The sequence below is a fragment of the Kitasatospora sp. NPDC034533 genome (assembly GCF_055575155.1).
The window spans coordinates 77,615-99,001 of sequence record NZ_JBVITE010000027.1 but is presented as its reverse complement, the minus strand read 5'-3'; the positions used below and the strand labels follow the sequence as shown (position 1 = coordinate 99,001).

The window sequence follows — 21,387 nt, the reverse complement described above, 5'->3', positions numbered from 1 at the left end:
AGACGCTCGGCTGGGAAACCCCAGCCGAGCGTCTGGCTAAACTCCTCGCGGCCTAGACAACCGACCACGTGTTGCAACGACCGCTAGAAACCGCCCCTCCAACGCGGCCTGGAACGGTGTGCTCGGCCGACTCTACGGCGGCGAGAAGGCCTGGAGCGGTCTGCGCAACGCCCTCGGCTGGGCCATGGTGCGCGGCAAGGGCGACGACCTGCTCGCCCTCGCCGACGGCATGAACGGCCGCGACAAGGAGGGCCACTACAGCCCCTCGGTGGACGCCTACACCGCCATCCACTGCATGGACGGCGCCACCGACGCGCCGACCGGTGAACAGCTCCAGGCCGCACTGACCGACCTCGCCGCCAAGGCCCCGCTGGTCAGCAAGCACGACCCGACGGGCGCGCTGTTCGACCCGGACTGCCGGGTCTGGCCGGCGAGCGCCACCGAGAAGCCGCACGTGATCAAGTCCACCGCCGCCACCCCGATCGTGGTCGTCGGCTCCACCGGCGACCCGGCCACCCCGTACGCCTGGGCCGAGAAGCTCACGGCCGAACTCGGCAACGCCGTCCTGATCAGCCGCGACGGCGAGGGCCACACCGGATACGGCGCGAGCAAGTGCATCCGCGCCTCGGTGGACGCCTTCCTGCTGGACGGAACCGTCCCGGCCGCGGGCATCCACTGCCCGACGGACTGATCCCGTCCCCCGTTCCGCCGGCGGCGCCGGGCCCGTGAGCCCGGCGCCGCCTCCGCCTCCTCACCGCCGGGCGCCGGGACGCGCCCGGGCCCCGGCGCGGGTGCTTCGCCGGGGCCCAGGGGTTCCTGCGGTGGACCGGCGGCCCGGTCAGCAGCCGAAGTCGACCTTGCGGAAGGTCACGTAGTGGTCGGCGGTGTAGTAGTCCTCGTGGTACTGCTGGCCGGTGACAATGCGACGGGTGCCGCGGGTCGGCGAGCCCGGGGTGACCACGGTGTACTCGTGGTAGTAGCCGGTCGACCGGGCGGGCAGCACGCCCTCCCGGTTCTGGAAGACCACGCCGTCCTGGCTGTAGGGGAAGGGACCGCCGGAGGCGATCAGGTCGAGGGTGGTGTGGGCCTGGGCGGGCAGGGCGGACAGGCACACCGAGCCGCTCACCGCGGCCTGCGCCTCGGTGGCGACGGCGATCGGCGCGAGGGTCACCAGGGCGACGGCGGCGGTGGCGGCGACACGAGTCTTCCACGCGCGTAGAGTTCGGTTCATGACAACCAGGATGACGACCGGACGCAACCACCGGAAGCCCCGTTCCGACTCTTCACCCGCAGTCAACTCGGCGTACGCTCCGGCGCCTTGACCTGGTCAGCCGTCGCTCGCTCCCGACGCCTCAGCCGCGCGGCAGCACCAGGGACTGCACCGAGGGCAGCTTGCGCCAGTCACTGGAGACGATGCTCGCGTGCGCCTTCGCCAACTGTTCGGTGCGGGCCCGCGCCTGGTCGGCCGTCGGATCGGTGTTGCTGATCGCCGGCGCGACCAGGTGGGCGTCCGTCATCACCAGCAGGTAGTGGGCGTTGTCGTACCAGGAGGTGTCGACGGTGTTGACGTAGGTGGAGGCGTCGCCGTCGAAGACCACGAACCAGGGGCGGATCGAGGCGTCCGCGCCGGTGTACTGGGCGCGCGGGTCACCGGTGGCGGCGCCGAGCACGGAGGGGAACACCTCGGCCTGGCCGATCCGCCCGGCCGCCGCCAGGTCACGCAGGTGCCGGCCCTGCTCGACGTCGGTGTGCAGGGTGTCGAAGGGGTTGCCCAGCTCGACCGTGCCCGGGATCGCGTACAGCAGCACCTTCCCCGCCAGCGCCGAGCGGCTCGGCCAGTTGCCCGCCCGCACCGCCTCGTCGACGCTCGCGTACGCGCCACCGCCGGGCTTGGCCAGCAGGTCGGCCGGGCGCAGCACGGCGGAGCCGAGGTGCTGGGCGATCACCGCGTCCAGCTGGTCCGGGCCCATCCCGAGGTTGGCCGAGTAGCCCGGCTTGAGCTCCAGCTTGATCACCAGCGGTCCGGCGCCCGGGTGCGCGGCGAGCCAGACCCGGACGTCGTCCAGGCAGCTCTCCAGGTTCTGGTCGGTGCTGCCGGCGTAGAGCTGCGCGGGGGTGCTCGCGGCGGTGCAGTTGTTGGAGTTGCCGAACGGGTTGGAGTGGCTGACCTGCCACTGCTTGGTCACCACGTTGGGCCAGAGGTCCAGTTCGATCATCCCGGTGCCGGTGTCCAGGCCCTGGGCGAGGTACTGGTAGGCGGCCGGGTCGTAGGTGTTGTGCAGGCCGACGGTGGTCGCGGAGCCGAACGGCAGGTCCCCCGGGCCGGCGGGGGTGGCGTCCGCCGGGGCGGTCGCGATCAGCGCCGCGGCGGCGGCGATCACGCCGGCGGCGAGGAGTCCGGTCAGGGTGCGGCGTGCGGTCATCGTTGTGGTTCCCCCAGGTCGTGGCGTCGGCCGCCCTGCTCCCGGGCGGCCTGACGAAGCATCGCGCACCCGGGCGTGCTCCGGATGAAGAAGGCACGACAATAACGTGACGGCCGCACCGCTTCTCCCCGGCTCGCCTCCCCTTCCTCCACCCGGCCCCCATCCACCCCGCCCGCCACGCCCACGGCGGTGACGGAGCGTCATGGCGCCCGGGTGCCGGGTTAGCGTGGCCCGCGAACGGGGGCGGCCGGTCCCGCCCCGAGGTGCCAGCAGCGGAGGAAGCCGATGTCCCTGGTCCGGGTCCACAACTTCTCGATCTCCCTGGACGGCTACGGCACGGGCGAGGGCCAGAGCCTCGACGCGCCGTTCGGCCACGCCGCCGACCGGCTGCACCGCTGGTTCTTCCGCACCCGGACGTTCCGGCGGATGCAGGGCCAGGAGGGCGGTGAGACCGGCGTGGACGACGCCATGGCCCGGACCTGGGCCGACGGCATCGGCGCGGAGATCATGGGCCGCAACAAGTTCGGCCCGCAGCGCGGGCCGTGGCAGGACGAGGACTGGCGCGGCTGGTGGGGGCCGAACCCGCCGTTCCACACCCCGGTCATCGTGCTCACCCACCACCCGCGCCCCGTGCTGGAGATGGACGGCGGGACGGTCTTCCACTTCCTCGAAGCCTCCCCCGAGGAGGCGCTGCGTCGGGCCCGGGAGCTCGCGGGCGGCCTGGACGTGCGGATCGGCGGCGGTCCGAGCACCGTCCGGGCCTTCCTGGCGGCCGATCTGGTCGACCACCTGCACGTGGTCGTGGTGCCGGTGCTGCTCGGCCGGGGCGAACCGCTCTGGGCCGGGCTCGAAGGGCTGGAGCAGCGCTTCCGCACCGAGGCGGTGTCCAGTCCGAGCGGTGTCACCCACCTCACCTTCACCCGGCGGTAGCGGGCTCCCGGGAGCGGACGACGGCGGCCTCCCCGCGCCACGCGGGGAGGCCGCCGTCGCCTTGCCGCTCTCCGGTCAGACCTTGTCAGACCCGGTCGGCGGCGATCAGCACGTACTGGAAGGAGCCGTCCTTGTAGGACTCGATGAACGCCTCCTCGATGCCGGTGACCAGCGAGGTGGTGTTGCGCAGCTCCCAGTAGGGCAGGGTGTCCGGGGTCAGGTCGATGACGGCCTGCGGCACCAGGCGGTTGTCGGCCATCGCCCGCAGGTACTCGCGGCGCGAGTGGATGTTGCACTCGAAGTGGGCGTTGATCTGCGAGACCCACTTCGACGGCTGGCCGTAGCGCGGGTTCCAGCAGCCGGTGATGGTCACGTACCGGCCGCCGACGCTCAGCACCCGGGCGTGCTCGGCGAACAGGTCGTGCAGGTCGACGTACATGCTGGACTCGTTGTTCCAGGAGCCCGCGATCGAGCCGGTCTCGATGGGCATGTTCAGCATGTTGGCGACCCGGGAGCGGACGAAGTCGCCGATGCCCAGCTCACCGGCGCGCCGGTTGCCGAAGTCGGCCTGCTGGGTGGAGAGGGTCAGGCCCTCGACCCGGCAGCCGAAGCGCTGGTGGGCCATCACCATCGAGCCGCCGCGGCCGCAGCCCGCGTCGACCAGGGTGTGGTCGGCGCGGATGTCGCCGAGGTGGTCGAGCAGCACCTCCGCCTGGGCGGACTCCAGGCGGTGCAGCTCGGCGATCACCTTCTTCTCCCGCTCGCTGTCGGCCGGGTCCCCGATCGCGGCCTGGTCGATCTCGCCGATGCCGTAGTGGTGGTGGTACAGGCCGTCGACGTCACCCAGGCGGAGGTTGACCGGACGGGCCTCGTGGTCCCAGTAGCGCGCGATGTCGCCCTGGTACGGAGTCGCCGGGCCGGGGATGGCGTCGCCGGGGGTGGTGATGTCGTCGGTCACGGACATGGGTCAGCTCCTAGCGGATGGTCAGGGGAAGGATCGGAAATGGTCATCGGCGGCCGCGCGTCGCCGGCCGGAGGTGGCCCCACCGCGGGGGTGGTGTCACCAGAAGTCGGGCAGGGTGTAGCGGTAGCTGTTGGTCTGGTGCCAGAAGTGGTTGCCGTCGACCCACGCGGCCACACCACGCAGGAACCGTACGAGGGTCGGCACGGGGCAGGACACGGCCAGCGCCGCCGCCTCGGCCTCGAAGGCGTGCATCAGCTCGTTGTGGACCTCGACCGCCTTCAGGTAGCCGTCCTTGCGGGAGACGCCCTCGCGCTCGGAGATCACCACCGGCAGGTTCAGGTGCAGTCCGGGGCTGGACAGCTCCTTCACGTACGAGTAGAGGTCGTTGACGATGGTGGTCGCGTTGCCGGCCAGGGCGATCACCCGTTGCATGGCGGGCAGCGCGTGTAGCTCGGCGGGCAGCTCGTAGCCGCCGACGGTGTCCGTGATCGTCGGGCAGGGGCGGAAGTTGTTGAACTGGCGCATGGCCAGGTACTCCCACACCTCCGGGACGTGGCCGGCCTCGTCCCAGGCGGCCTCGGCCAGGTATCCCAGGTGCAGCCGTGCCATGTCGTGCCGGAAGCGGTCCGACTGGGAGGGCGTGGCGGCCCGGCTGAAGTACTCCATCGCCGAGTGGTAGGCGCGCCGGGGCGCGTCCGAGGACAGCGAGGCCTCCCAGCCGGGGTGGTACTCGGGGGTGGTGTGCAGCGGGTCGAGCGCGGTGTGGGCGAGCAGCAGGCGGCTGCCCAGGCCGACCGGCGAACCGCCGAGGTCCTCGCAGTAGCAGTCGTCCACCGCGTTCTCGGCCACCATCAGGCGGGCCGCGAGCATCAGGTGGTCGATGCTCGGGGCGTCCGGGTGGCAGGCCACCATGTAGCGCCCGGTGGAGAAGCCGTCGAAGTCCTTCTCCCACTCCGGCGGGTAGAGCTCGATCTCCTCCATCGCCCAGACCTTGAGCTTCGCGCTCAGCGCCTCCACCCGGACCGGGTCGGGCTCGGCGATCGGGTGGTGGTACAGGCCGGGGATCGCGTCGCCGGGCTTGGGCTTGCCACCGCCGGGCGCTTCGGCGGCCGGGGGTTCGACGGGGGAGGTCAGGGCGGGCGGGACGGGGAGGACGTGGCCGGACGGCACCGTGAACCCGGGGGTCCCGAGCACCGCGCCCCCGGGCACCGTGGCCTCGGGCACCGTAGCCCCGGGTACCGCGGCCTCGGGCACGGCGGTCTCCGCGGCCGAGACGGCGGGCACGGCGGCCACCGGCGCCGTCGTCACGGGCACCGAGGTCACGGGCATCGAGGTCACGGACTCCGCGACCTCCGGCTCCGGGACCTGCGGCTCCGGGACCTGCGGCTCCGGGACCTGCGGCCGGAAGAACAGGCCGGAGGTGCCCAGCCCGGTGGGCCCGGCCAGTGCCCGGTCGATCGCCGGGGAGCTCATGGGCCCACCGCCGGGGCGGGGGCGGGCCCGGGTGGGGCGTCCGGTCTGGCGCGCAGGGGCATGGAGCCTCCTCTGAGGGGGATCACGATCGTGACGGGTCGTCAGCCCGCCTGCCACGAAGGGGACTCCGGCCGCTCGGGCTCCGCCCCGTTCGGTCCCCTACCGTAGGCGCGAAGGCGCGTTCCGCATCGCACCGGACGATCTTCCTCACCCGATAGGGTGAACGTTCCGGAGGGCGACGTTTGGACGTGCCCCTGTCGTGCATCCGTCCGCCCAGCGCCTGTGCGCCCCGTCGGCGAGCCCGCCCGCCCCGGCCGGCCGCCGCACGCGTCAACCCGGCGAACACCCCCGTGTCCCGACCGGACCGCCCGGACCGCACCGGGCCGCACCGGGCCGCACCGCTCGCGGCCCAGGCCGTTCGACCGCGAAACGGGAGCGCGCCCTCCCGGACCTACGTCCGGAGCCCCTGCTCCCCCGGGACCACGGGCCGAGGCGCGGGCCCGCCACGGCCCCCACCATGGACGAGTCGATCTTCCCCGGCGGCACCGGCGCACGCCCGGGCGCGTAAGGGGGACCAGAATGGGCGGGGCGCCGTGAGGAAGCGGGGCCAGGAAGGAAGACCGCGCATGGAGAGCCAGGCCCGCAACCGCACCGCGCTCGTCGAGGAGCTCATGGAGCGCTATCCCGACGTGCCCCGGGAGGCGGTGATCAAGGAGGACCTGCTGCGCGGCGGCATGGCCTTCGACGAGTCCGCGCTCAGCGGCAGCGCCGACGGGGGCGGCGAGGTCAAGCCGAAGTCGTACTTCATCTTCTCCTTCGACCACCGCACGCTGCCCGAGCTGGGCGCCGCCGCGCTCAACCGGCCGCCGGAGGAGGTCGTGCTGACCGGCGGGCCGTACGGGCTGCGCCGCACGGTGGTGTCGGTGCGGGTGAACCCGGACTCGCCGTACCGGGTCGGCGCCGGGGAGGACGGCACGCTCGGCCTCTACCTGGACGGCACGCGGATCGCCGACGTCGGCCTGCCGCCGATGCCGGACTACTACCGGCACACCCTGGCCAACGGGAAGTCGGTGATGGAGGTCGCCCCGACCATCCAGTGGGGCTACCTGATCTACCTCACGGTGTTCCGGGTCTGCCAGTACTTCGGCGCCAAGGAGGAGTGCCAGTACTGCGACATCAACCACAACTGGCGCCAGCACAAGGCCGCCGGCCGCCCGTACACCGGGGTCAAGCCGGTCGAGGAGGTGCTGGAGGCGCTGGCGCTGATCGACCGGCACGACACCGCCCGCGCCTCCCAGGCGTACACCCTCACCGGCGGCGCGATCACCTCGCACGTGGGCGGCCGGGACGAGGCCGACTTCTACGGGCAGTACGCCAAGGCCATCGAGGAGCGCTTCCCCGGCCGATGGATCGGCAAGGTGGTCGCCCAGGCGCTGCCGCGCGAGGACGTCCAGCGCTTCCACGACTACGGCGTGCGGATCTACCACCCCAACTTCGAGGTGTGGGACAAGCGGCTGTTCGAGCTCTACTGCCCCGGCAAGGAGCGCTACGTCGGCCGCGACGAGTGGCACCGCCGGATCCTCGACTCCACCGAGGTGTTCGGGCCCCAGAACGTGATCCCCAACTTCGTCGCGGGCGTGGAGATGGCCGAGCCCTTCGGCTTCACCACGGTGGACGAGGCGATCGCCTCCACCGAGGAGGGCCTGCGCTTCTTCATGTCGCACGGCGTCGTCCCGCGCTTCACCACCTGGTGCCCCGAACCCACCACCCCGCTCGGCAAGGCCAACCCCCAGGGCGCGCCGCTGGAGTACCACATCCGGCTGCTGCGGACCTACCGGGCGACCCTGGAGGAGTTCGGCCTCTCCTCCCCGCCCGGCTACGGCCCGGCCGGCCCGGGCAACGCCGTCTTCTCGGTGAGCTCCTTCATGGACTCGCTGCCCGGCTGAGGGCACACCCCAGTGGTGCGGGCCGCGGCGCCCGCACCACCGGGCCGCGTCAGCTCGCGTTCAGCGGGCCGCGTCAGCTCCCGCTCAGCGGGCGGACGGTGAGGATCTGCTCCGCCCGGCCGACCGGGCCGTGGAGGTCGTGCAGCACGGTGCTGGTGATGCCGTGCCCGGCCGGGCCGAAGCTGACGCTGGTGTCCAGGCCGGTCCAGCGGCCCTCGGGCCGGCGGTGGAAGTGGATCGTCAGGTCCGTGTTGGGGAACATCCACTCGGTGGGGTCCTGCCGCACGGCGATGCCGTTGGCGGTGTCCACCAGCATGACGAAGGAGGCGTGCGGGCCGCTGGGCTCCCCCGCGACCAGCTCCGCCGGGCTGGAGATCCAGGCGGCGGCCCGGCCCGGGGCGCTCGACCGGCGGCGGACGTCGATCGAGGCGATGTAGCCGCCGCCCCACACCCCGCCCATCGTCCAGGGCTCGAACTCCTCCGGGGCCGGCAGCGCCTCGTCATGGGTGCCGGCGACGGCGGTGGTGTCCAGTTCGGCGAGGAACCAGGCGCGGGCCCGCACCACGGCGCGCCCGCCGATCGCCACGGTGGCCTCGATCAGCTCGATGGTGCGCCCGGGGCGGACGGTCTCCACCGTGATCTCGCACTCGTCGAGGGCGATCAGGCCGAGTATGTCGTAGCTGATCCGGGCCAGCGCCAGGCCGTCGGCGGGGCGGCCGGCCCGGTAGCGGTCGATGGCGTGCACGATCAGGCCGCCGAGCGGGCTGAAGTGCTGCTCGTCGGGGTGCCAGGCGCCCTGCGCGTGGACGGTGGGCTTGTAGCTGTGCTCGCCGGTGCGCTGGTAGTAGCTGTCGGGCGCGGCGGTGGGGGTGGTCACGTGCGCTTCTCCTCGGGCCGGATCACTGGCTGCCGCGCGGGCGCCGCCGTGGTGCGACGGCGCCCGACCTCGGCGTTCAGGATCGTAAGGGGCCGAACCGCCCGCGGGGCGTCACGGGTGACGCATCCCACACCGCCGGAGCGCCCGGACCGTCAGTGCGCGGCCAGCGGGTAGTGGTCGGACAGGTCGGTGTACGTGTAGCTCTTGCCCCAACTGCTCACCGTCCACGGCGCGCTGTGCACCCGGAGCACCTCGTTGGTGTACTGCTGCGGGCGGGCGTGGTCGGCCCGGTAGAGGACGTAGTCCAGGTCCTCCTTGGGGTCGCCCGGGTAGCGGTAGGCGGCGACGGAGTTGTCGGCGGTGTCGAACGAGTACGGCCAGCCGGTGCGGGCCAAGGCCGGGGCGAGGTTGCCGTTGGCCAGCAGCGCCTGGTACTCGGAGCCGTGCGAGTCGATGTTGAGGTCGCCCGCGAGCAGGACCGGCTCGTCGGCCGGGATCCGCTTGGCGTCCAGGAAGCCGCGCATCGCGGTGAGCTGCTTGGCCCGGATGTCCGCCGCCTGGCCGCTCGCGCAGCCCGAGTCGGTGGACTGGAGGTGGGTGCCGACCACGTGGGTGCGGCGGCCGTTGACGTCCAGCACCGCGTAGACGAAGCCCTTGTTGGAGAACCAGTCCGAGCCGCACGCGTCCTTGTAGACGTACTGCTCCTTGCGCAGGATCGGCCACCTGCTGAGCAGGGTGACGCCGCCGTCCTCCGGGGTGGCGGAGCTGTAGCTGCCGGAGGTGGCGTCCCAGCCGCCGGTGGAGCGGCCGACCACCGGCGTGTGGTACGGGTAGGCGGCCGAGGCCTTGGCGACCAGCGCGTCGGAGGCCGAGTTGTCGAAGGCCTCCTCCAGTACGACCACGTCGTGGCCCTGGAAGAAGTCGGCCGAGGCTATCGCCTGCGCCCGGTACTGCTGGCCCCAGTTGGGGTAGAGGTTGGTGCTCATCAGGAACGTGTTGTACGTCAGCACGTCCAGCGGGGGCGCGGTCGCCGGGGCGCTCTCGGCCGAGGCCGGGGCGGCGCCGAGCACGGCGAGGACGGTGGCGGCGGCGCCGGCGGCGAGGGCGCGGCGAACGGACGACAGGGGCATCTGGGCTCCGGTGGGCGTGTCGTGGACCCGTCGGGTCGAGGGATGTTGTGTATCCAACTTGGCCGGCGGCACGGCCGGCCGGACAACGGGCGAGCATTGGGTGAACTCGCCGGTAACAACCTAGCCGAGTACATGACGAACCGTCACCGACCTGGTCCCGGTGGCGGATCGCGCTCCGGGGGGGCACTGGCACTCACTCCTGTTTTGCCGGTGCGGCAAAACCCCGTGGACAAGGGGAAGCCGCCGGTGCGAGGGTCCGGGAATGACCGTTGACGAACCGTTCGCCCTGCCTCTGCCACTGCCCGGCGGTCTGCTGCTGCGCGAGTCCCGGCCTGCGGACCTGGAGCGGATCGGTGCACTGCTCGCCGAGCGCGGCGTACCGGAGGACGCGCTCGACCACCGCCTGGTCGTCCAGGACCCGGACGCCGGCTGGTCCGCCTGCGCGGTGGTGGTCGACGGAGACCGGGTGGTCTCCACGGCCACCCTGCTGGACGAGGAACTGCGCCTCGGCGGCGTCCGGTTGCCGGCCGGACAGGTCGAACTCGTCGCCACCGACGAGGAGTACGAGGGCCGCGGCCTCGTCCGGGCGCTGATGCGGTGGGCGCACGCGCGCTCCGCCGCACGCGGGCACGTCCTCCAGGTGATGATCGGAATCCCGTACTTCTACCGGCTGTTCGGCTACGAGTACGCGATCGACATCCCGGTCTCGCGGCCGGTGCTCACCCCTCCGCCCGGCGGGGACGCGTCCGCGCTGCGCACCGCCAGGGCGGCGGACCTGCCCTTCCTGGCCGCACTCCAGGAGCGCGCGCAGCGCGGCTTCGACGTCGCGATGGGCCACTCGCGCGCCCGCTGGCGCTGGCTGCTGGCACACGACGCCTCCACGCTGCGGGTCGTCGAGCGCGCCGGCGAGGTGGTGGCGGTGGGCCGCACCACGCCGGTGGACGACGGCGAGTTCCACCTCGCCGAGGCGGCCGCCACCGACGAGCGGGCGGCACGCGACCTGCTGGCCGGGGTGGCCGCGCTGGCGCCCGAGGCACGGCTGCACGTGGTCGACCGGCCCGGCACCCTGCCGGCCACCGTCTGGCACGAGTCGCTGGACCGCACGCCCCGCGCCGAGGCGGAGCAGTACTACGTCCGCGTCCCCGATCCGGCCGTGCTGCTCGACCGGCTGCGCCCGCTGTTCCGGGAGCGGCTCACCGCCGCCGGCCTGGACCTCGCCGACCGCGAACTGCTGTTGTCCACCTACCGCGCGCACTACCGGATACCGCTGGGCGAGGCCGGGGAGGTCGTCACGGGCGGCACGATGCAGCGCCCGGACCAGGCCGGCGGCGTGAGCGTGGCGCCGGACCAGCTCGCGGCGCTGCTCTTCGGCCCGTACGGGATCGAGGGGCTCGCCGGGCTCCGGCCGGACGTGTACGTCCGCGGCGAGGAGGAGCCGTACCGGGCGCTGTTCCCGCCGCTGACGGCCGACCTGCTGACGTACTACCTGCCATGACGGCGGCCGCGCGGCGGCTCCGCCGCCCGGACGGGCCGTGTTCGGTGGGTGTCCGCACCGGCCCTCGCCGGAGCGGATCGTGCCGGTACGCATGGTTCGGGGCCACACCGCGCGGGCCGCAGGGCCCCGCTCCCGGCGCCTTGACCCGATTGTTAAAGCCCCGGCCAAAAATTCGTGCGACGTGCCGACGATAATGTGATCGCATGTGCAGGCACTGTGACGTTGGGCGTCGCAGGAGAGGGACCGGCCCGCTTCACCGAGCGCGCCCGATCAACAGGGGAGACGCACCATCAACACCACCATCCGCAAGGCCGCCCGCGGGGCGGTGCCCGTCGCCGTGACCGCGTCCGTGCTCGCCACCGGCCTCGCCGCCTGCGGCACCGTCGAGCAGCTGTCCGCCGCGCAGAAGGTGTCCAAGGCCTTCGACAAGGTCGGTGACGGCAAGTCCGCCGGCTTCACCTTCTCCATCGAGGCCACCCCCCAGCAGATCGCCGCCTTCGCCGGCGCCGGCGGACCCAAGAGCGGCAGCGGCCTGGTCGGCTCCGCCCGGCGCGGCAGCGGGGAGATGGACGAGCAGACCGCCAAGTCGCTCTCCGGCCTCTCCGTCTCCGTCTCGGTCTCCGCCGACAAGCCGCTGAAGGAGGTCGAGGCCTTCAAGAGCGCCGGCAAGGGCGGCGAGGGCGGCCGGAACACCGACCTGACGCTCGACAAGTCGGTGCGCCTCTCCTACCTCGTCTCCGACCACGCCGGCACCGCGCTGATGGAGTACCGCCAGGTCGACGCCCAGGGGTACCTGCACGTCGACGCCAAGGGCCTGCTCAAGCTGGTCGGCGAGGACCCGTCCTCGGTGGACGACATCCGCTCGAACCTGACGGGCGAGATGAAGCCGCTCGGGGACGTGCTGTCCGGCAAGTGGGTTTCCTTCGACCTCCAGGCGCTGGCGGACCAGGCGAAGGAGTCCGACGGCAAGAAGGGCGCCCCGGGCGCCGCGCCCACCGTGGACCCGGAGTTCGGCGGCCAGATCCTGAACTCGATCAAGGACGTGCTCGGCCGCACCGTCACGTTCGAGGACAAGGGCAAGAAGGACGGCGCCGAGCACCTCTGGGTGAGCGCCCCGGCCCGGCAGCTGGTGGACGAGATGTACAAGGCCGTCAAGCCGCTGGCCGGCAAGTTCCCCAAGCAGCTCGGCGGGTTCCCGGACCAGGCCCCGAGCGACGTGCCGGACCGCAGGATCGGCGTGGACCTCTACCTGAAGAACGGCGCCTTCTCCTCCGCCACCTTCGACCTCGCCCAGCTGGCCGACAAGGTCGAGCCGGGCGTCGAGTTCCCGGTGAAGCTCGCCTTCAACCAGTCGGCCCCCAACGTCCAGGCCCCGGGTGACGCGCTCAAGCTGACCGGGGACCAGCTGCTGGGCGCCGTGGGCGGCCTCGCCGCCGCGGGCGCCGGGGGCGGCTCCGACGACGAGGACCTGGGCGGCCTGCTGGACGGCGAGCCGCTGACCGACGCCCAGCTCAAGGAGCTGGCCGGGCTGGGTGTCGCCGAGGACCTGGCGCGCACCTACAACGACGCCGGCCTGGGCTTCGAGGACATCAAGCTCATCGCTCGGAAGTCCTCCCCCGCCCCCGCGTGAGTGTGACGACGGTCCGACCGCGACCGGCCGACCGCACCAGCGCGGTCGGCCGGTCGCGTGTTCCCGGTCACGGGTCGACGGTCGGGGGCGACGGACACGGGTTTCCGACCGGATTCTCCGTCCGGCGGCCCGCCGGGTGGGCGGCCCGCCCGCCTGTCCGGCGCGCGGGCCCCGACCGCTCAGGCGTGGGCGGCGGCGCACTCCGGGTGGCCCCAGGAGCCGCCGACCTTGGTGATCTTGTCGCCCTTGCCGTACGGGCGGCTGCACGGGCAGGTGCCCGGGAAGCGGGCGTTCAGGGTGCGGGAGGTGCCGGTGCGCTTGGCCGTGCCGCCGGTGGTGCCACCGGCGGCGGCGCCGGTGGCCCGGGGGCCGCGTGCCTTCGGGGCCTTCGAGGCGGCGGCCGGGTCGGGCACCGGCAGGTCGGCGGCGGTGCCGGAGGCGTCCTGCTGGGTACGGGCGGCGTCGCTGGCGGCCTTGTCGGCGATGGCGTTCAGCGGATCGCCGTCCACCTGGTGGGCCGGCACGTAGACGAAGATGACGTCCCGGCCCTCCAGCAGGGCGTCGATCGCCTGGATCAGCTCCTGGTTGGCCACCGGCTTGCCGGCCGCCGTCTTCCAGCCGTTGCGCTTCCAGCCCTTCAGCCACTTGGTCACCGAGTCGCGGGTGTAGGTGCTGTCCAGCCGCACCTCCAGCGGCACCGCCGGGTCCGTCGAGGCCAGCAGCTGCCGCAGCGCCGTCAGCTCGCCCACGTTGTTGGTGCTGTGCCCGAGGGCGCCCGCCTGCCAGCGCTGGGGCACCCCGGCGGCGTCCGCGACCACGTAGGCCCAGCCCGCCGGGCCGGGGTTGCCCTTGGCTGCTCCGTCACACGCTGCAATGACTCGTTCGACCATGCCCCGATCATGCCTGGTCGGACGGCCCGGAGCCAAAGCCGCTCAGTGGCGTAGCAGCGGTAGCAGCAGCGCGGCCGACCAGCTGAAGTTGGTCGCGTTGCGTCCCTCGCCGGTCAGCGGGTCGTAGTTCTCCCGCACCGGGCCGTCCCCGGCCAGGCCGGCGGCGCCGGCCAGCAGGCGCTCCACCGTCCGCCGGGCGTCCTGCTCCCAGCCGTACCGGCGCAGGCCCTCGACGGCGAAGTAGGTCTGGTCGAGCCAGGCCAGGCCGCGCCAGTAGCCGGCCGGGTCGAAGGACGGCGAGCTGCGGGCCACCGTCGGGAAGGGCAGGGGCGTGCCGAACTCCGCGGGGTCGAGCAGCAACCGGCGGACGGTGCGGGCCTGGGCGGCGGTGGCGGTGCCCGACCAGAGCGGGATCGCGCCCTCGATGCCGCGGCCACGGGCGGTGAGCCGGGCTCCGGTGGCCAGGTCGGTGTCGTGGAACCAGCCGGTGGCCGGCTCGTACATGGTGTCGCGCACGGCGGCGTCGATCCGTTCGGCACGGGCGCGCAGCCGCTCGGCGGTGGGCCGGTCGCCCAGTTCCGCGGCGATCAGCGCCAGGTGGCGGTGGTCGGCGGCGAGGTAGGCGTTGAGGTCGACCGAGCGCTGGTCGAGCGACCAGCCGAGCAGGGTGCCGTTCGCGTCCCGGTTGGGCACGACGGAGGCGGCGTCGAAGCGCGGGGCGTTGTCCATGCCGGACTCCCAGGCCGCCGCCTCCCGGCAGTCCTGCGGGGTCGCGTTGGCCGGGTCCGGGGTGGCGCCGTACTCGCACAGGCCCTCGCCGAGGTGGTCCCGGGTGCGGTACCACCAGTCCTGGTAGGCGGCCAGTTTGGGCAGCAGCTCGCGCAGGAAGGCGCGGTCGCCGCCTCGCCGGTAGACCTCCCAGACCGCCCAGGAGGCCAGCGGAGGCTTGGAGTTGCGCTCGTTCCAGTTGCCGCCGCCGGTGCTCGGGTCGTTGTAGAAGACGCAGTCGGGGACCATGCCGGCGTCCGGTGAGCCAGCGGGGAGCTGGTGGTCGAACACCGCCCGGATCTGGTCGGCGGCCAGGCCGGGCGCGAAGGCGGCGGTGCCGACGGCCTGTTTCCAGGTGTCCCAGGCCCAGACCCCGCTGAACCACTTGTAGGAGAGGGTGGGGGTGACGGCGTCGTGCCGGATCCGCCCGGCGGGGCTGCGCCAGTTGGTGACCAGGGTCTGCACGCACTTGACGGCGGTGCGGCGGCGGGCGGCCGGGACGCCCTCGGTGGCCCGGGTCAGGTACCCGGCCCAGCGGGCGGCGCCCCGGGCCGCCGCCCGGTCGGGGGCGCGCAGCGCGGCGTCGGCGTCTTCGGCGGCACGGGCGTACTCGGCCTCGGTGAAGGTGTAGCTCTCGGTCCAGTCCAGGCCGCGGCTCTCCCCCGGTGCCAGCCGCACCGGTTCGGTGAGTTCGGTGCGGTGGCCGTCGCCGTCCGCGTCGAGGACGACCCGGACGGGGTGGCCGTGGCGGACGGCGAAGCGCTCGGTGCCGTCGGTGAGGTAGTCCCAGGTCTGCCGGACCTTCGCGAAGCGCACCTGAACGCCGCGTTCGGCGGCGAGCAGCCGGGGTGCCGCGTGCTGCGGGCCGGTGGCGGGGCGCAGCAGCCGGCCGGCCCAGGCGACGGCCAGGGTCCGTACGGCCGGGCCGGTGTTGGCGAGCCGGGCCCGCAGCAGGGCGGTGCGGTCTCCGACGAAGCGCAGTTCCAGGGTGAGGGCGAGGCCGGCGCCGAGGTCGTGGGTGAGGCGCAGCAGGCCGGGCAGTGAGGTGGCGCGCGGGGGTGCGCCGGCGGTGAGGTCCAGGGGGCGGCCCCGTTCGGTGAGCTGGAGGCGGCTGAGGCCGTCGCTGAGCCACCAGGGGTACTCCTGGGCGAGGTACAGCGGGCCGGTGAAGCCGCCGGGCCGGTCGCCGGGGCGGGGCAGGGCGTAGGCGTGCCAGGCGCCGAGGTCGGCGAAGACGGTGATCGGGTTGTGGCCGTGGGCGTCGCCGGGGTAGGCCTGGGCGGGGGTGCCGTGGAGGTCGAGGACGTCGGCGTAGCGGTGGTCATCGGAGGCATGGCGGTCGTCGGCGGCGTAGCCGTCGTGGGCGGCGCCCGGGTCCGGAGCGGCGCCGGGGTCCGCGTGGGCGCCGGTCGGGGCGGCGAGGGTGCCGGCCGCGGCGAGAGCGGTGGAGCCGGCCAGGAAGCGGCGGCGGGTCAGCGGGTTCATGCGCGCTCCTGGGCGGCGGGGAGTCGGAGGACGGCGGCGCCGAGCGGCGCGAGGGTGAGGGCGTCACCGGTGGGGGTGCCGGTGAGCAGGTCGGTGCCGGGCGTGCGCAGCGGCACCCGGCGCTCCTCCCGGCCGTGGTTGAGCAGGAAGAGATAGCAGGTGCCGTCGGCGGCGTGCCGGCGGGTGGCCTCGACGCCCGCCGGCAGGCCGGGCGGCTCGGCGCTCAGCCCGGCTTCGGCGAGCGGCAGGTCGAGCACCCGGCCGACGTCGGCGCCGAGGTGGCAGCTCAGGTACCAGGCGCTGCCGGCGCCGTAGCGGTGGCGGGTGACGGCGGGCAGGCCGGTGAGCGGGCCGGAGGCGTAGTGGGCGAGGGGCTCGGCGCCCTCGGTCTCGATCCATTCGCTCCAGTGCTCGGCGTGCAGCTCGGTGCCGTGCCGTACGGGACCGTCCGGCTCGGGGCACTCCTGTCCGGGGCGCTCCTGTTCGCTGCCGTCGGGCTCGGCGTTGTCCGCGTTCCCGTCCAACCGTACGGCGGTGGTCGTGCCGTCCGGGATCGGCCAGTGCTCGTCCACCACGATTCCGAGCAGTCGGCGCAGCGGGCCCGGGTGGCCGCCGGGGTGGATGTGGTCGTGCCGGTCGGCGATGCCGCTGAACGGGCCGCAGACCAGCCGGCCGCCGGCCCGGACGTAGTCGGTGAGCCGCTCGGCGGTGGCGGTGTCGAGCAGGTAGAGGTTGGGGGCGAGCAGCAGCGGGTAGCCGTCGGGTTCGGCGGTGGGCGGGAGGAAGTCCACGGTGATGCCGCGCTCGTACAGCGCCGCGTACCAGGGGCGGAGCAGGTCGAGCCAGCGCATCCGGGCGGAGGGGTGGTCGTCCAGCTCCAGCGCCCACCAGCTGTCCCAGTCGAGCAGCACGGCGGCCTGCCCGCGCAGCCGGCTGCCGGCGATCTCTCCGAGGCGGCGCAGTTCGGCGCCGAGGCGGACGGTCTGCCGCCAGCCGCGCGCGGCGGTGCCCCGGTGCGGGAGCATCGCGCTGTGGAACTTCTCGGCGCCGGCCGCCGAGGCGCGCCACTGGAAGTGGAGCACGCCGTCCGCGCCCCGGGCCAGCGCCTGGAGCGACCAGAGGCGGTGGAGGTCGGGGGGCTTGGGCACGTTGACCGGGCGCCAGCTGACCGCGGAGGGGGCCTGTTCCATCAGCAGCCAGGGGCGGCCGCCCTTGAGCGAGCGCATCAGGTCGTAGTTCAGCGCGGCGTGGACGCGGGCGCGCGGGTCGGCCGGGTCGGGGTAGGCGTCGTCGGAGACGAGGTCCTCGTGCCGGCTCCACTCCCAGTAGTCGAGGGCCTTGAGCATCGACATGAAGTTGGTGGTGACCGGGACGCCCGGCGAGACCTCGTCCAGGACGGCCTTCTCGGCGCGGTGCAGGGCGAGCAGCGCGTCCGAGCAGAACCGGCGCCAGTCCAGCAGCTGGGTCGGGTTGACCGGGCCGGGCGCGGTGCGCGGCGGCTCGATCTCGGCGAAGGAGTTGTAGTGCTGTGACCAGAAGGCGGTGCCCCAGGAACGGTTCAACTCCTCGACGGTGCCGTGCCGTTCGCGCAGCCAGCGGCGGAAGTCGGCGGCCGAGGCGGGGCAGAAGCACTCCTGGACGTGGTCGCCGTACTCGTTGTGGATGTGCCACAGGGCGAGCGCCGGGTGGTGGCGGTAGCGTTCGGCGAGCGCGCGGGTGAGCCGGACGGCGGCCTGCCGGTAGGCGGGCGAGGAGGGGCAGTAGTGCTGGCGCGAGCCGAACTCCAGCCGGATCCCGTCGGCGGTGACGGGCAGCAGTCCGGGGTGGGCGCGGACCAGCCAGGCGGGTGGCGAGGCGGTGGCGGTGGCCAGGTCGACGGCGATGCCGTGCCGGTGGACGAGGTCGAGCAGCCGGTCCAGCCAGCCGAAGTCCCAGTGGTGCGCGTCCGGTTGGATGCGGGCCCAGGAGAAGACGCCGACGGTGACCAGGTTGACCCCGGCCTCGGCCATCAGCTTCACGTCCTCGGCCCACACCTCTTCGGGCCACTGCTCGGGGTTCCAGTCCCCGCCGTACAGCAGGCCGGGCACCCGGGTGAGGCGGTCCATGGTCATCCCTTCAGTGCTCCGCCCAGCAGGCCCGCCACGAACTGCCGCTGGAAGAGCAGGAACAGCACCATCAGCGGGAGCGTGGCCAGGAAGGAGCCGAGCATCAGGCCGGAGTAGTCGACGTGGGTGAGCCCGGTCAGCGTGTTGAGTGCCACCGGTACGGTGTACCTGTCCTGGGTGTCGAGCATCAGCAGCGGCCAGATGAAGCTGTTCCACTGGCCCATGAAGGTGAAGATCACCAGCGCGCCCAACTGCGGCCGTACGCACGGCAGGACGACCCGGTAGAAGGTGCGCAGCTCGCCGGAGCCGTCGATCCGGGCCGACTCCAGCAGTTCGTCGGGGAAGTCCAGGAAGCCCTGGCGCATCAGCAGGATGCCGAAGGAGTTGGCCAGGAAGGGCACGATCACGGCCTGGTAGCTGTCGATCCAGCCGAGGCTGGCCATCATCTGGAACAGCGGGACCAGCAGCACCTGGAGCGGGATCATCAAGGTGGCCAGCACGAGGCCGAGCAGCAGTCCGCGGCCGCGGAAGCGGTACTTGGCGAGCCCGTAGCCGCACATCGCGGACAGCAGCGAGCTGAGCGCGGTGTAGACGACGGCGATCCCGAGGCTGTTGAGCAGGACCCGGCCGAAGCCGATGGTCTCCTGGAGGTGCGCCAGGTTGCGCAGCAGGTCGCCGCCGGGCAGGAACGGCGGTGGGGAGTGGAACAGCTGGGAGCTGCTGTGGGTGCCGGCGATCAGCATCCAGGCGAAGGGCACCAGGCTGGCGACGGCGCCGAGGGTGAGCACGGCGAGGACGGCGAGGCGGCCGAGCCGGGCGGGCAGGGGCGTGCGGCCGGGGCGGGCGGAGGGGTGTTCCGCCGGAGCGCGGCTCATCGGCGGCGTTCCCTTCCGTAGAGCCGGAACTGGAGCAGCGAGACCGCCGCGATGATCAGCACGACCACCCAGGCGATGGCGGCCGCGTAGCCGAAGTCGAGCTGCTGGAAGCCGACCTTGTAGAGGTAGACCACCGGGGTGAGCGTCGCGTCGCCGGGGCCGCCGCGGGTCAGCACGTAGTTCTCGTCGAAGAGTTGCAGGGTGCCGATGGTGGAGGTGATGACGCAGAACAGCACCACCGGGCGCAGTTGCGGCAGGATGACGCCGGTGTAGGTGCGCCGGGTGCCGGCACCGTCGAGGGCGGCGGCCTCGTACTGGTCGCGGCCGATCGCGTGCAGTCCGGCGAGCAGGATGACGGCGTTGTAGCCGGTCCACCGCCAGGTGACGGACGCGATCAGCGAGATGCGGGCCCAGGTGGGCGAGTCGAGCCAGTCGACCGGGCCGAGGCCGAGTGCCTGGAGGAACTGGTTGGCGAGGCCGCCGTCGGTGCGCAGCAGGACCTGGAAGACCACGGCGTAGGCGACCAGGGTGGTGACCGCGGGCAGGAAGTACACGGCGCGCCAGCCGGCCCGCAGGCGCAGCCAGGACTGGTCGAGCAGGACGGCCAGGACCAGCGCGAGCCCGATCATCACGGGCACCTGGACGGCGAGGATCAGTGCGGTGTTGACCAGGGAGTGCAGGAAGGCCGGGTCGTCGAGCATCCGGCGGTACTGGTCCAGGCCGACCCAGACGTCGGCGCCGTCGCGGCGGGCGGTGAAGCTCTGGTAGAGGCTGGCGCCGAGCGGGTAGGCGAAGAAGGCGACGAAGAGGACGGTGGTGGGCCCGGCGAACAGCCAGGCGGCGGTGCGTGGGGAGCGCCGGCGGCGGGCGGTCGCGGCTTCGGCCGCCGGCTCTCGGGGGGCTCGCGGCTTGCTCGGGGAGACGGGAGGGCTGGTCATCGGCCCGCCCCTACCCGACCGTCTGGCGGCCGGTGGCGGCGGCGATCTGGCGGGCCGCGGAGCGCAGGACGGTGCCCGGATCGGCGCCGTTGTGCAGCACCTGGTTGACGGCGGTGGTGACGATGTCGCCGGCCTTGGAGTCGTCGGCGGTGCGCTCGACGGTGGGGATGGTGCGGACGAGTTCCGCGAACAGCCGCATGGCCTGCTGGCCGTCGTAGTACGGGGCGGGCTGCTGGAAGTACGGGTCGTCCAGGGCCGGGAGGTAGGCGGGGAAGAGCCCTTCGTGCCGCATCATCGAGGCCTGGTTGGCCTTGTCGGCGAGCAGGAAGGAGAGGAAGGCCCAGGCCGTCTCCGGGTTGCGGCTCTGCGCGGTGACGCACAGGGTGGAGCCGCCATTGTTGGAGGTGCGGGTGCCGCCGGGGGTGAAGGCGGGCAGCGGGACGACGCCGAACTTGCCGCCGAGATCGGCCATTTCGGCGGTGAGGGTGCCGTCCCACCAGGCGGCGATGGGTGTGGTGGCGGCCTTGCCGTCGTGGGTTCCGGAGACCAGGCCGTCCCAGCCGCTCTCGAAGTCCACCAGGTCGTGGTCGACGAGTCGCTTCAGCAGGGTGAGGGCGCGTTCGGCGGCCGGGGTGGCGACGGCCACCTTGCCGTCGACGAACCAGCTCTGGCCCTGCTGCTGGAGCAGTTGGGAGAAGAAGGTGTCCTGTCTGGAGTCCAGGATGAGCAGCTTCCTGCCGGTGGCGGCCTTGAGGGCGGTGCCGGCGGTGACGTAGTCGTCCCAGGTGGCGAGGCCCTCCGGGTCGATGCCGGCCTGCCGGAAGTGGTCGCGCCGGTAGAACAGGGCGCAGGGCCCGCTGTCCCAGGGCAGGCCGAAGACCTTCCCCCGGGCGTCCATCACGGTGCGCCAGGATGCCTCGGCGTACTGGGACTTGAGGTTCGCCGCGCGGCTGGTGAGGTCGACCAGGGCGTTGGGGAAGTTGCCGATGTAGCTGGACAGCCTGTGGCCCTCGACGGTGAGGACGTCGGGCAGTCCGGTGCCGGCGCCGAGCCCGACGGTGATCTTGTCGTAGGCGTTGTCGTAGCCGATGTCCACCACCTCGACGGTGGTGCCGGGGTGGGCCTGCTCGAAGTCCTTGCCGAGCCGCTGCATGGCCTTGGCGGCGACGTCCCAGGACCAGATGGTGACCTTGCCGGAGAGGGTGGCGCCCGGGTCGCGGGCGAGCTGTCTGGCGTCGCTCGACGCGGTGCCGCCGGTGGCGCAGCCGGTGGCTCCGGCCAGCAGCAGCGCGCCGCCCGCGAGGCCGGCCGAGAGGATCCGGCGACGGGATGTCGTCATGGTCAACCGGCTTGGATCACCGGGTGGTTGAGGGTGACTTCGGTGCCGGGTTTCTGCGGACATCTTGCCTCCCGACTGGTGAATGCCGAATGCTGTATACAGAACTCAGCATTCACAAC

17 protein-coding genes are annotated in these 21,387 nt (G+C 73.0%); 5 read left to right on the top strand and 12 right to left on the bottom strand.

Annotated features, from left to right (window positions below; all coding sequences use genetic code 11):
- Positions 1-118: 118 nt before the first annotated feature.
- Complete coding sequence (locus ACZ55U_RS20265) at positions 119-691, top strand: alpha/beta hydrolase (RefSeq protein ID WP_465527521.1); 573 nt, start codon at positions 119-121, stop codon at positions 689-691.
- A gap of 147 nt (positions 692-838) precedes the next feature.
- On the opposite strand, the gene ACZ55U_RS20260 is transcribed toward ACZ55U_RS20265, so the two are convergent.
- Complete coding sequence (locus ACZ55U_RS20260; protein WP_465527520.1) at positions 839-1,231, bottom strand: ribonuclease domain-containing protein; 393 nt, start codon at positions 1,229-1,231, stop codon at positions 839-841.
- Between the two features lie 121 nt (positions 1,232-1,352).
- Positions 1,353-2,423: a phosphatidylinositol-specific phospholipase C domain-containing protein gene (locus ACZ55U_RS20255; protein ID WP_465527519.1), complete on the bottom strand. Its 1,071-nt coding sequence runs from the start codon at positions 2,421-2,423 to the stop codon at positions 1,353-1,355.
- 285 nt (positions 2,424-2,708) lie between these two features.
- On the opposite strand from ACZ55U_RS20255, the gene ACZ55U_RS20250 reads away from it, so the two are divergent.
- On the top strand, positions 2,709-3,353 hold the full coding sequence (locus ACZ55U_RS20250; protein ID WP_465527518.1) for a dihydrofolate reductase family protein: 645 nt from the start codon (positions 2,709-2,711) through the stop codon (positions 3,351-3,353).
- 85 nt (positions 3,354-3,438) lie between these two features.
- Here the strand turns inward: ACZ55U_RS20250 and ACZ55U_RS20245 are convergent, their stop codons facing one another.
- Positions 3,439-4,317: a geranyl diphosphate 2-C-methyltransferase gene (locus ACZ55U_RS20245; protein WP_465527517.1), complete on the bottom strand. Its 879-nt coding sequence runs from the start codon at positions 4,315-4,317 to the stop codon at positions 3,439-3,441.
- A gap of 96 nt (positions 4,318-4,413) precedes the next feature.
- The gene (locus tag ACZ55U_RS20240; RefSeq protein WP_465527516.1) at positions 4,414-5,907 is read right to left on the bottom strand and encodes a family 2 encapsulin nanocompartment cargo protein terpene cyclase; all 1,494 of its coding nucleotides are present in this window, start codon (positions 5,905-5,907) and stop codon (positions 4,414-4,416) included.
- 509 nt (positions 5,908-6,416) lie between these two features.
- Between ACZ55U_RS20240 and ACZ55U_RS20235 the strand changes: the two genes are divergently transcribed.
- Positions 6,417-7,736, top strand: a complete 1,320-nt coding sequence (locus ACZ55U_RS20235) for a radical SAM protein (protein WP_465527515.1) — start codon at positions 6,417-6,419, stop codon at positions 7,734-7,736.
- A 73-nt stretch (positions 7,737-7,809) separates the two neighbouring features.
- Here the strand turns inward: ACZ55U_RS20235 and ACZ55U_RS20230 are convergent, their stop codons facing one another.
- Complete coding sequence (locus ACZ55U_RS20230; RefSeq protein WP_465527514.1) at positions 7,810-8,613, bottom strand: thioesterase family protein; 804 nt, start codon at positions 8,611-8,613, stop codon at positions 7,810-7,812.
- A gap of 152 nt (positions 8,614-8,765) precedes the next feature.
- Positions 8,766-9,743 (bottom strand): sphingomyelin phosphodiesterase, encoded by a 978-nt coding sequence (sph, locus tag ACZ55U_RS20225; RefSeq protein ID WP_465527513.1) that lies wholly within the window; start codon positions 9,741-9,743, stop codon positions 8,766-8,768.
- A 262-nt stretch (positions 9,744-10,005) separates the two neighbouring features.
- Here sph and ACZ55U_RS20220 point away from each other — a divergent pair, with 262 nt between their 5' ends.
- Together ACZ55U_RS20220 and ACZ55U_RS20215 are read left to right on the top strand one after the other, a co-directional pair.
- Positions 10,006-11,238 (top strand): GNAT family N-acetyltransferase, encoded by a 1,233-nt coding sequence (locus ACZ55U_RS20220; RefSeq protein ID WP_465527512.1) that lies wholly within the window; start codon positions 10,006-10,008, stop codon positions 11,236-11,238.
- A gap of 337 nt (positions 11,239-11,575) precedes the next feature.
- Positions 11,576-12,868: a hypothetical protein gene (locus ACZ55U_RS20215; RefSeq protein WP_465527511.1), complete on the top strand. Its 1,293-nt coding sequence runs from the start codon at positions 11,576-11,578 to the stop codon at positions 12,866-12,868.
- 179 nt (positions 12,869-13,047) lie between these two features.
- Here the strand turns inward: ACZ55U_RS20215 and ACZ55U_RS20210 are convergent, their stop codons facing one another.
- Genes ACZ55U_RS20210 through ACZ55U_RS20185 form a run of 6 tightly spaced genes read right to left on the bottom strand, consistent with a single transcriptional unit; the run spans position 13,048 to position 21,268 of the window.
- On the bottom strand, positions 13,048-13,758 hold the full coding sequence (locus ACZ55U_RS20210) for a ribonuclease H family protein (protein ID WP_465527510.1): 711 nt from the start codon (positions 13,756-13,758) through the stop codon (positions 13,048-13,050).
- 42 nt (positions 13,759-13,800) lie between these two features.
- Positions 13,801-16,011, bottom strand: a complete 2,211-nt coding sequence (locus ACZ55U_RS20205; protein WP_465527509.1) for an MGH1-like glycoside hydrolase domain-containing protein — start codon at positions 16,009-16,011, stop codon at positions 13,801-13,803.
- Complete coding sequence (locus ACZ55U_RS20200; RefSeq protein WP_465527508.1) at positions 16,008-18,122, bottom strand: beta-galactosidase; 2,115 nt, start codon at positions 18,120-18,122, stop codon at positions 16,008-16,010. The genes ACZ55U_RS20205 and ACZ55U_RS20200 overlap by 4 nt, the downstream gene beginning before the upstream one ends.
- Complete coding sequence (locus ACZ55U_RS20195) at positions 18,119-18,991, bottom strand: carbohydrate ABC transporter permease (RefSeq protein WP_465527507.1); 873 nt, start codon at positions 18,989-18,991, stop codon at positions 18,119-18,121. The genes ACZ55U_RS20200 and ACZ55U_RS20195 overlap by 4 nt, the downstream gene beginning before the upstream one ends.
- A complete protein-coding gene (locus ACZ55U_RS20190; protein WP_465527506.1) occupies positions 18,988-19,929 on the bottom strand; it encodes a carbohydrate ABC transporter permease in 942 nt (313 codons plus the stop codon). Before ACZ55U_RS20190 ends, ACZ55U_RS20195 begins: the two co-directional genes overlap by 4 nt.
- A 10-nt stretch (positions 19,930-19,939) precedes the next feature.
- Positions 19,940-21,268 carry an ABC transporter substrate-binding protein gene (locus ACZ55U_RS20185; RefSeq protein ID WP_465527505.1) on the bottom strand — a complete coding sequence of 443 codons (1,329 nt, stop codon included), beginning with the start codon at positions 21,266-21,268 and terminating at the stop codon, positions 19,940-19,942.
- Positions 21,269-21,387: the final 119 nt, after the last annotated feature.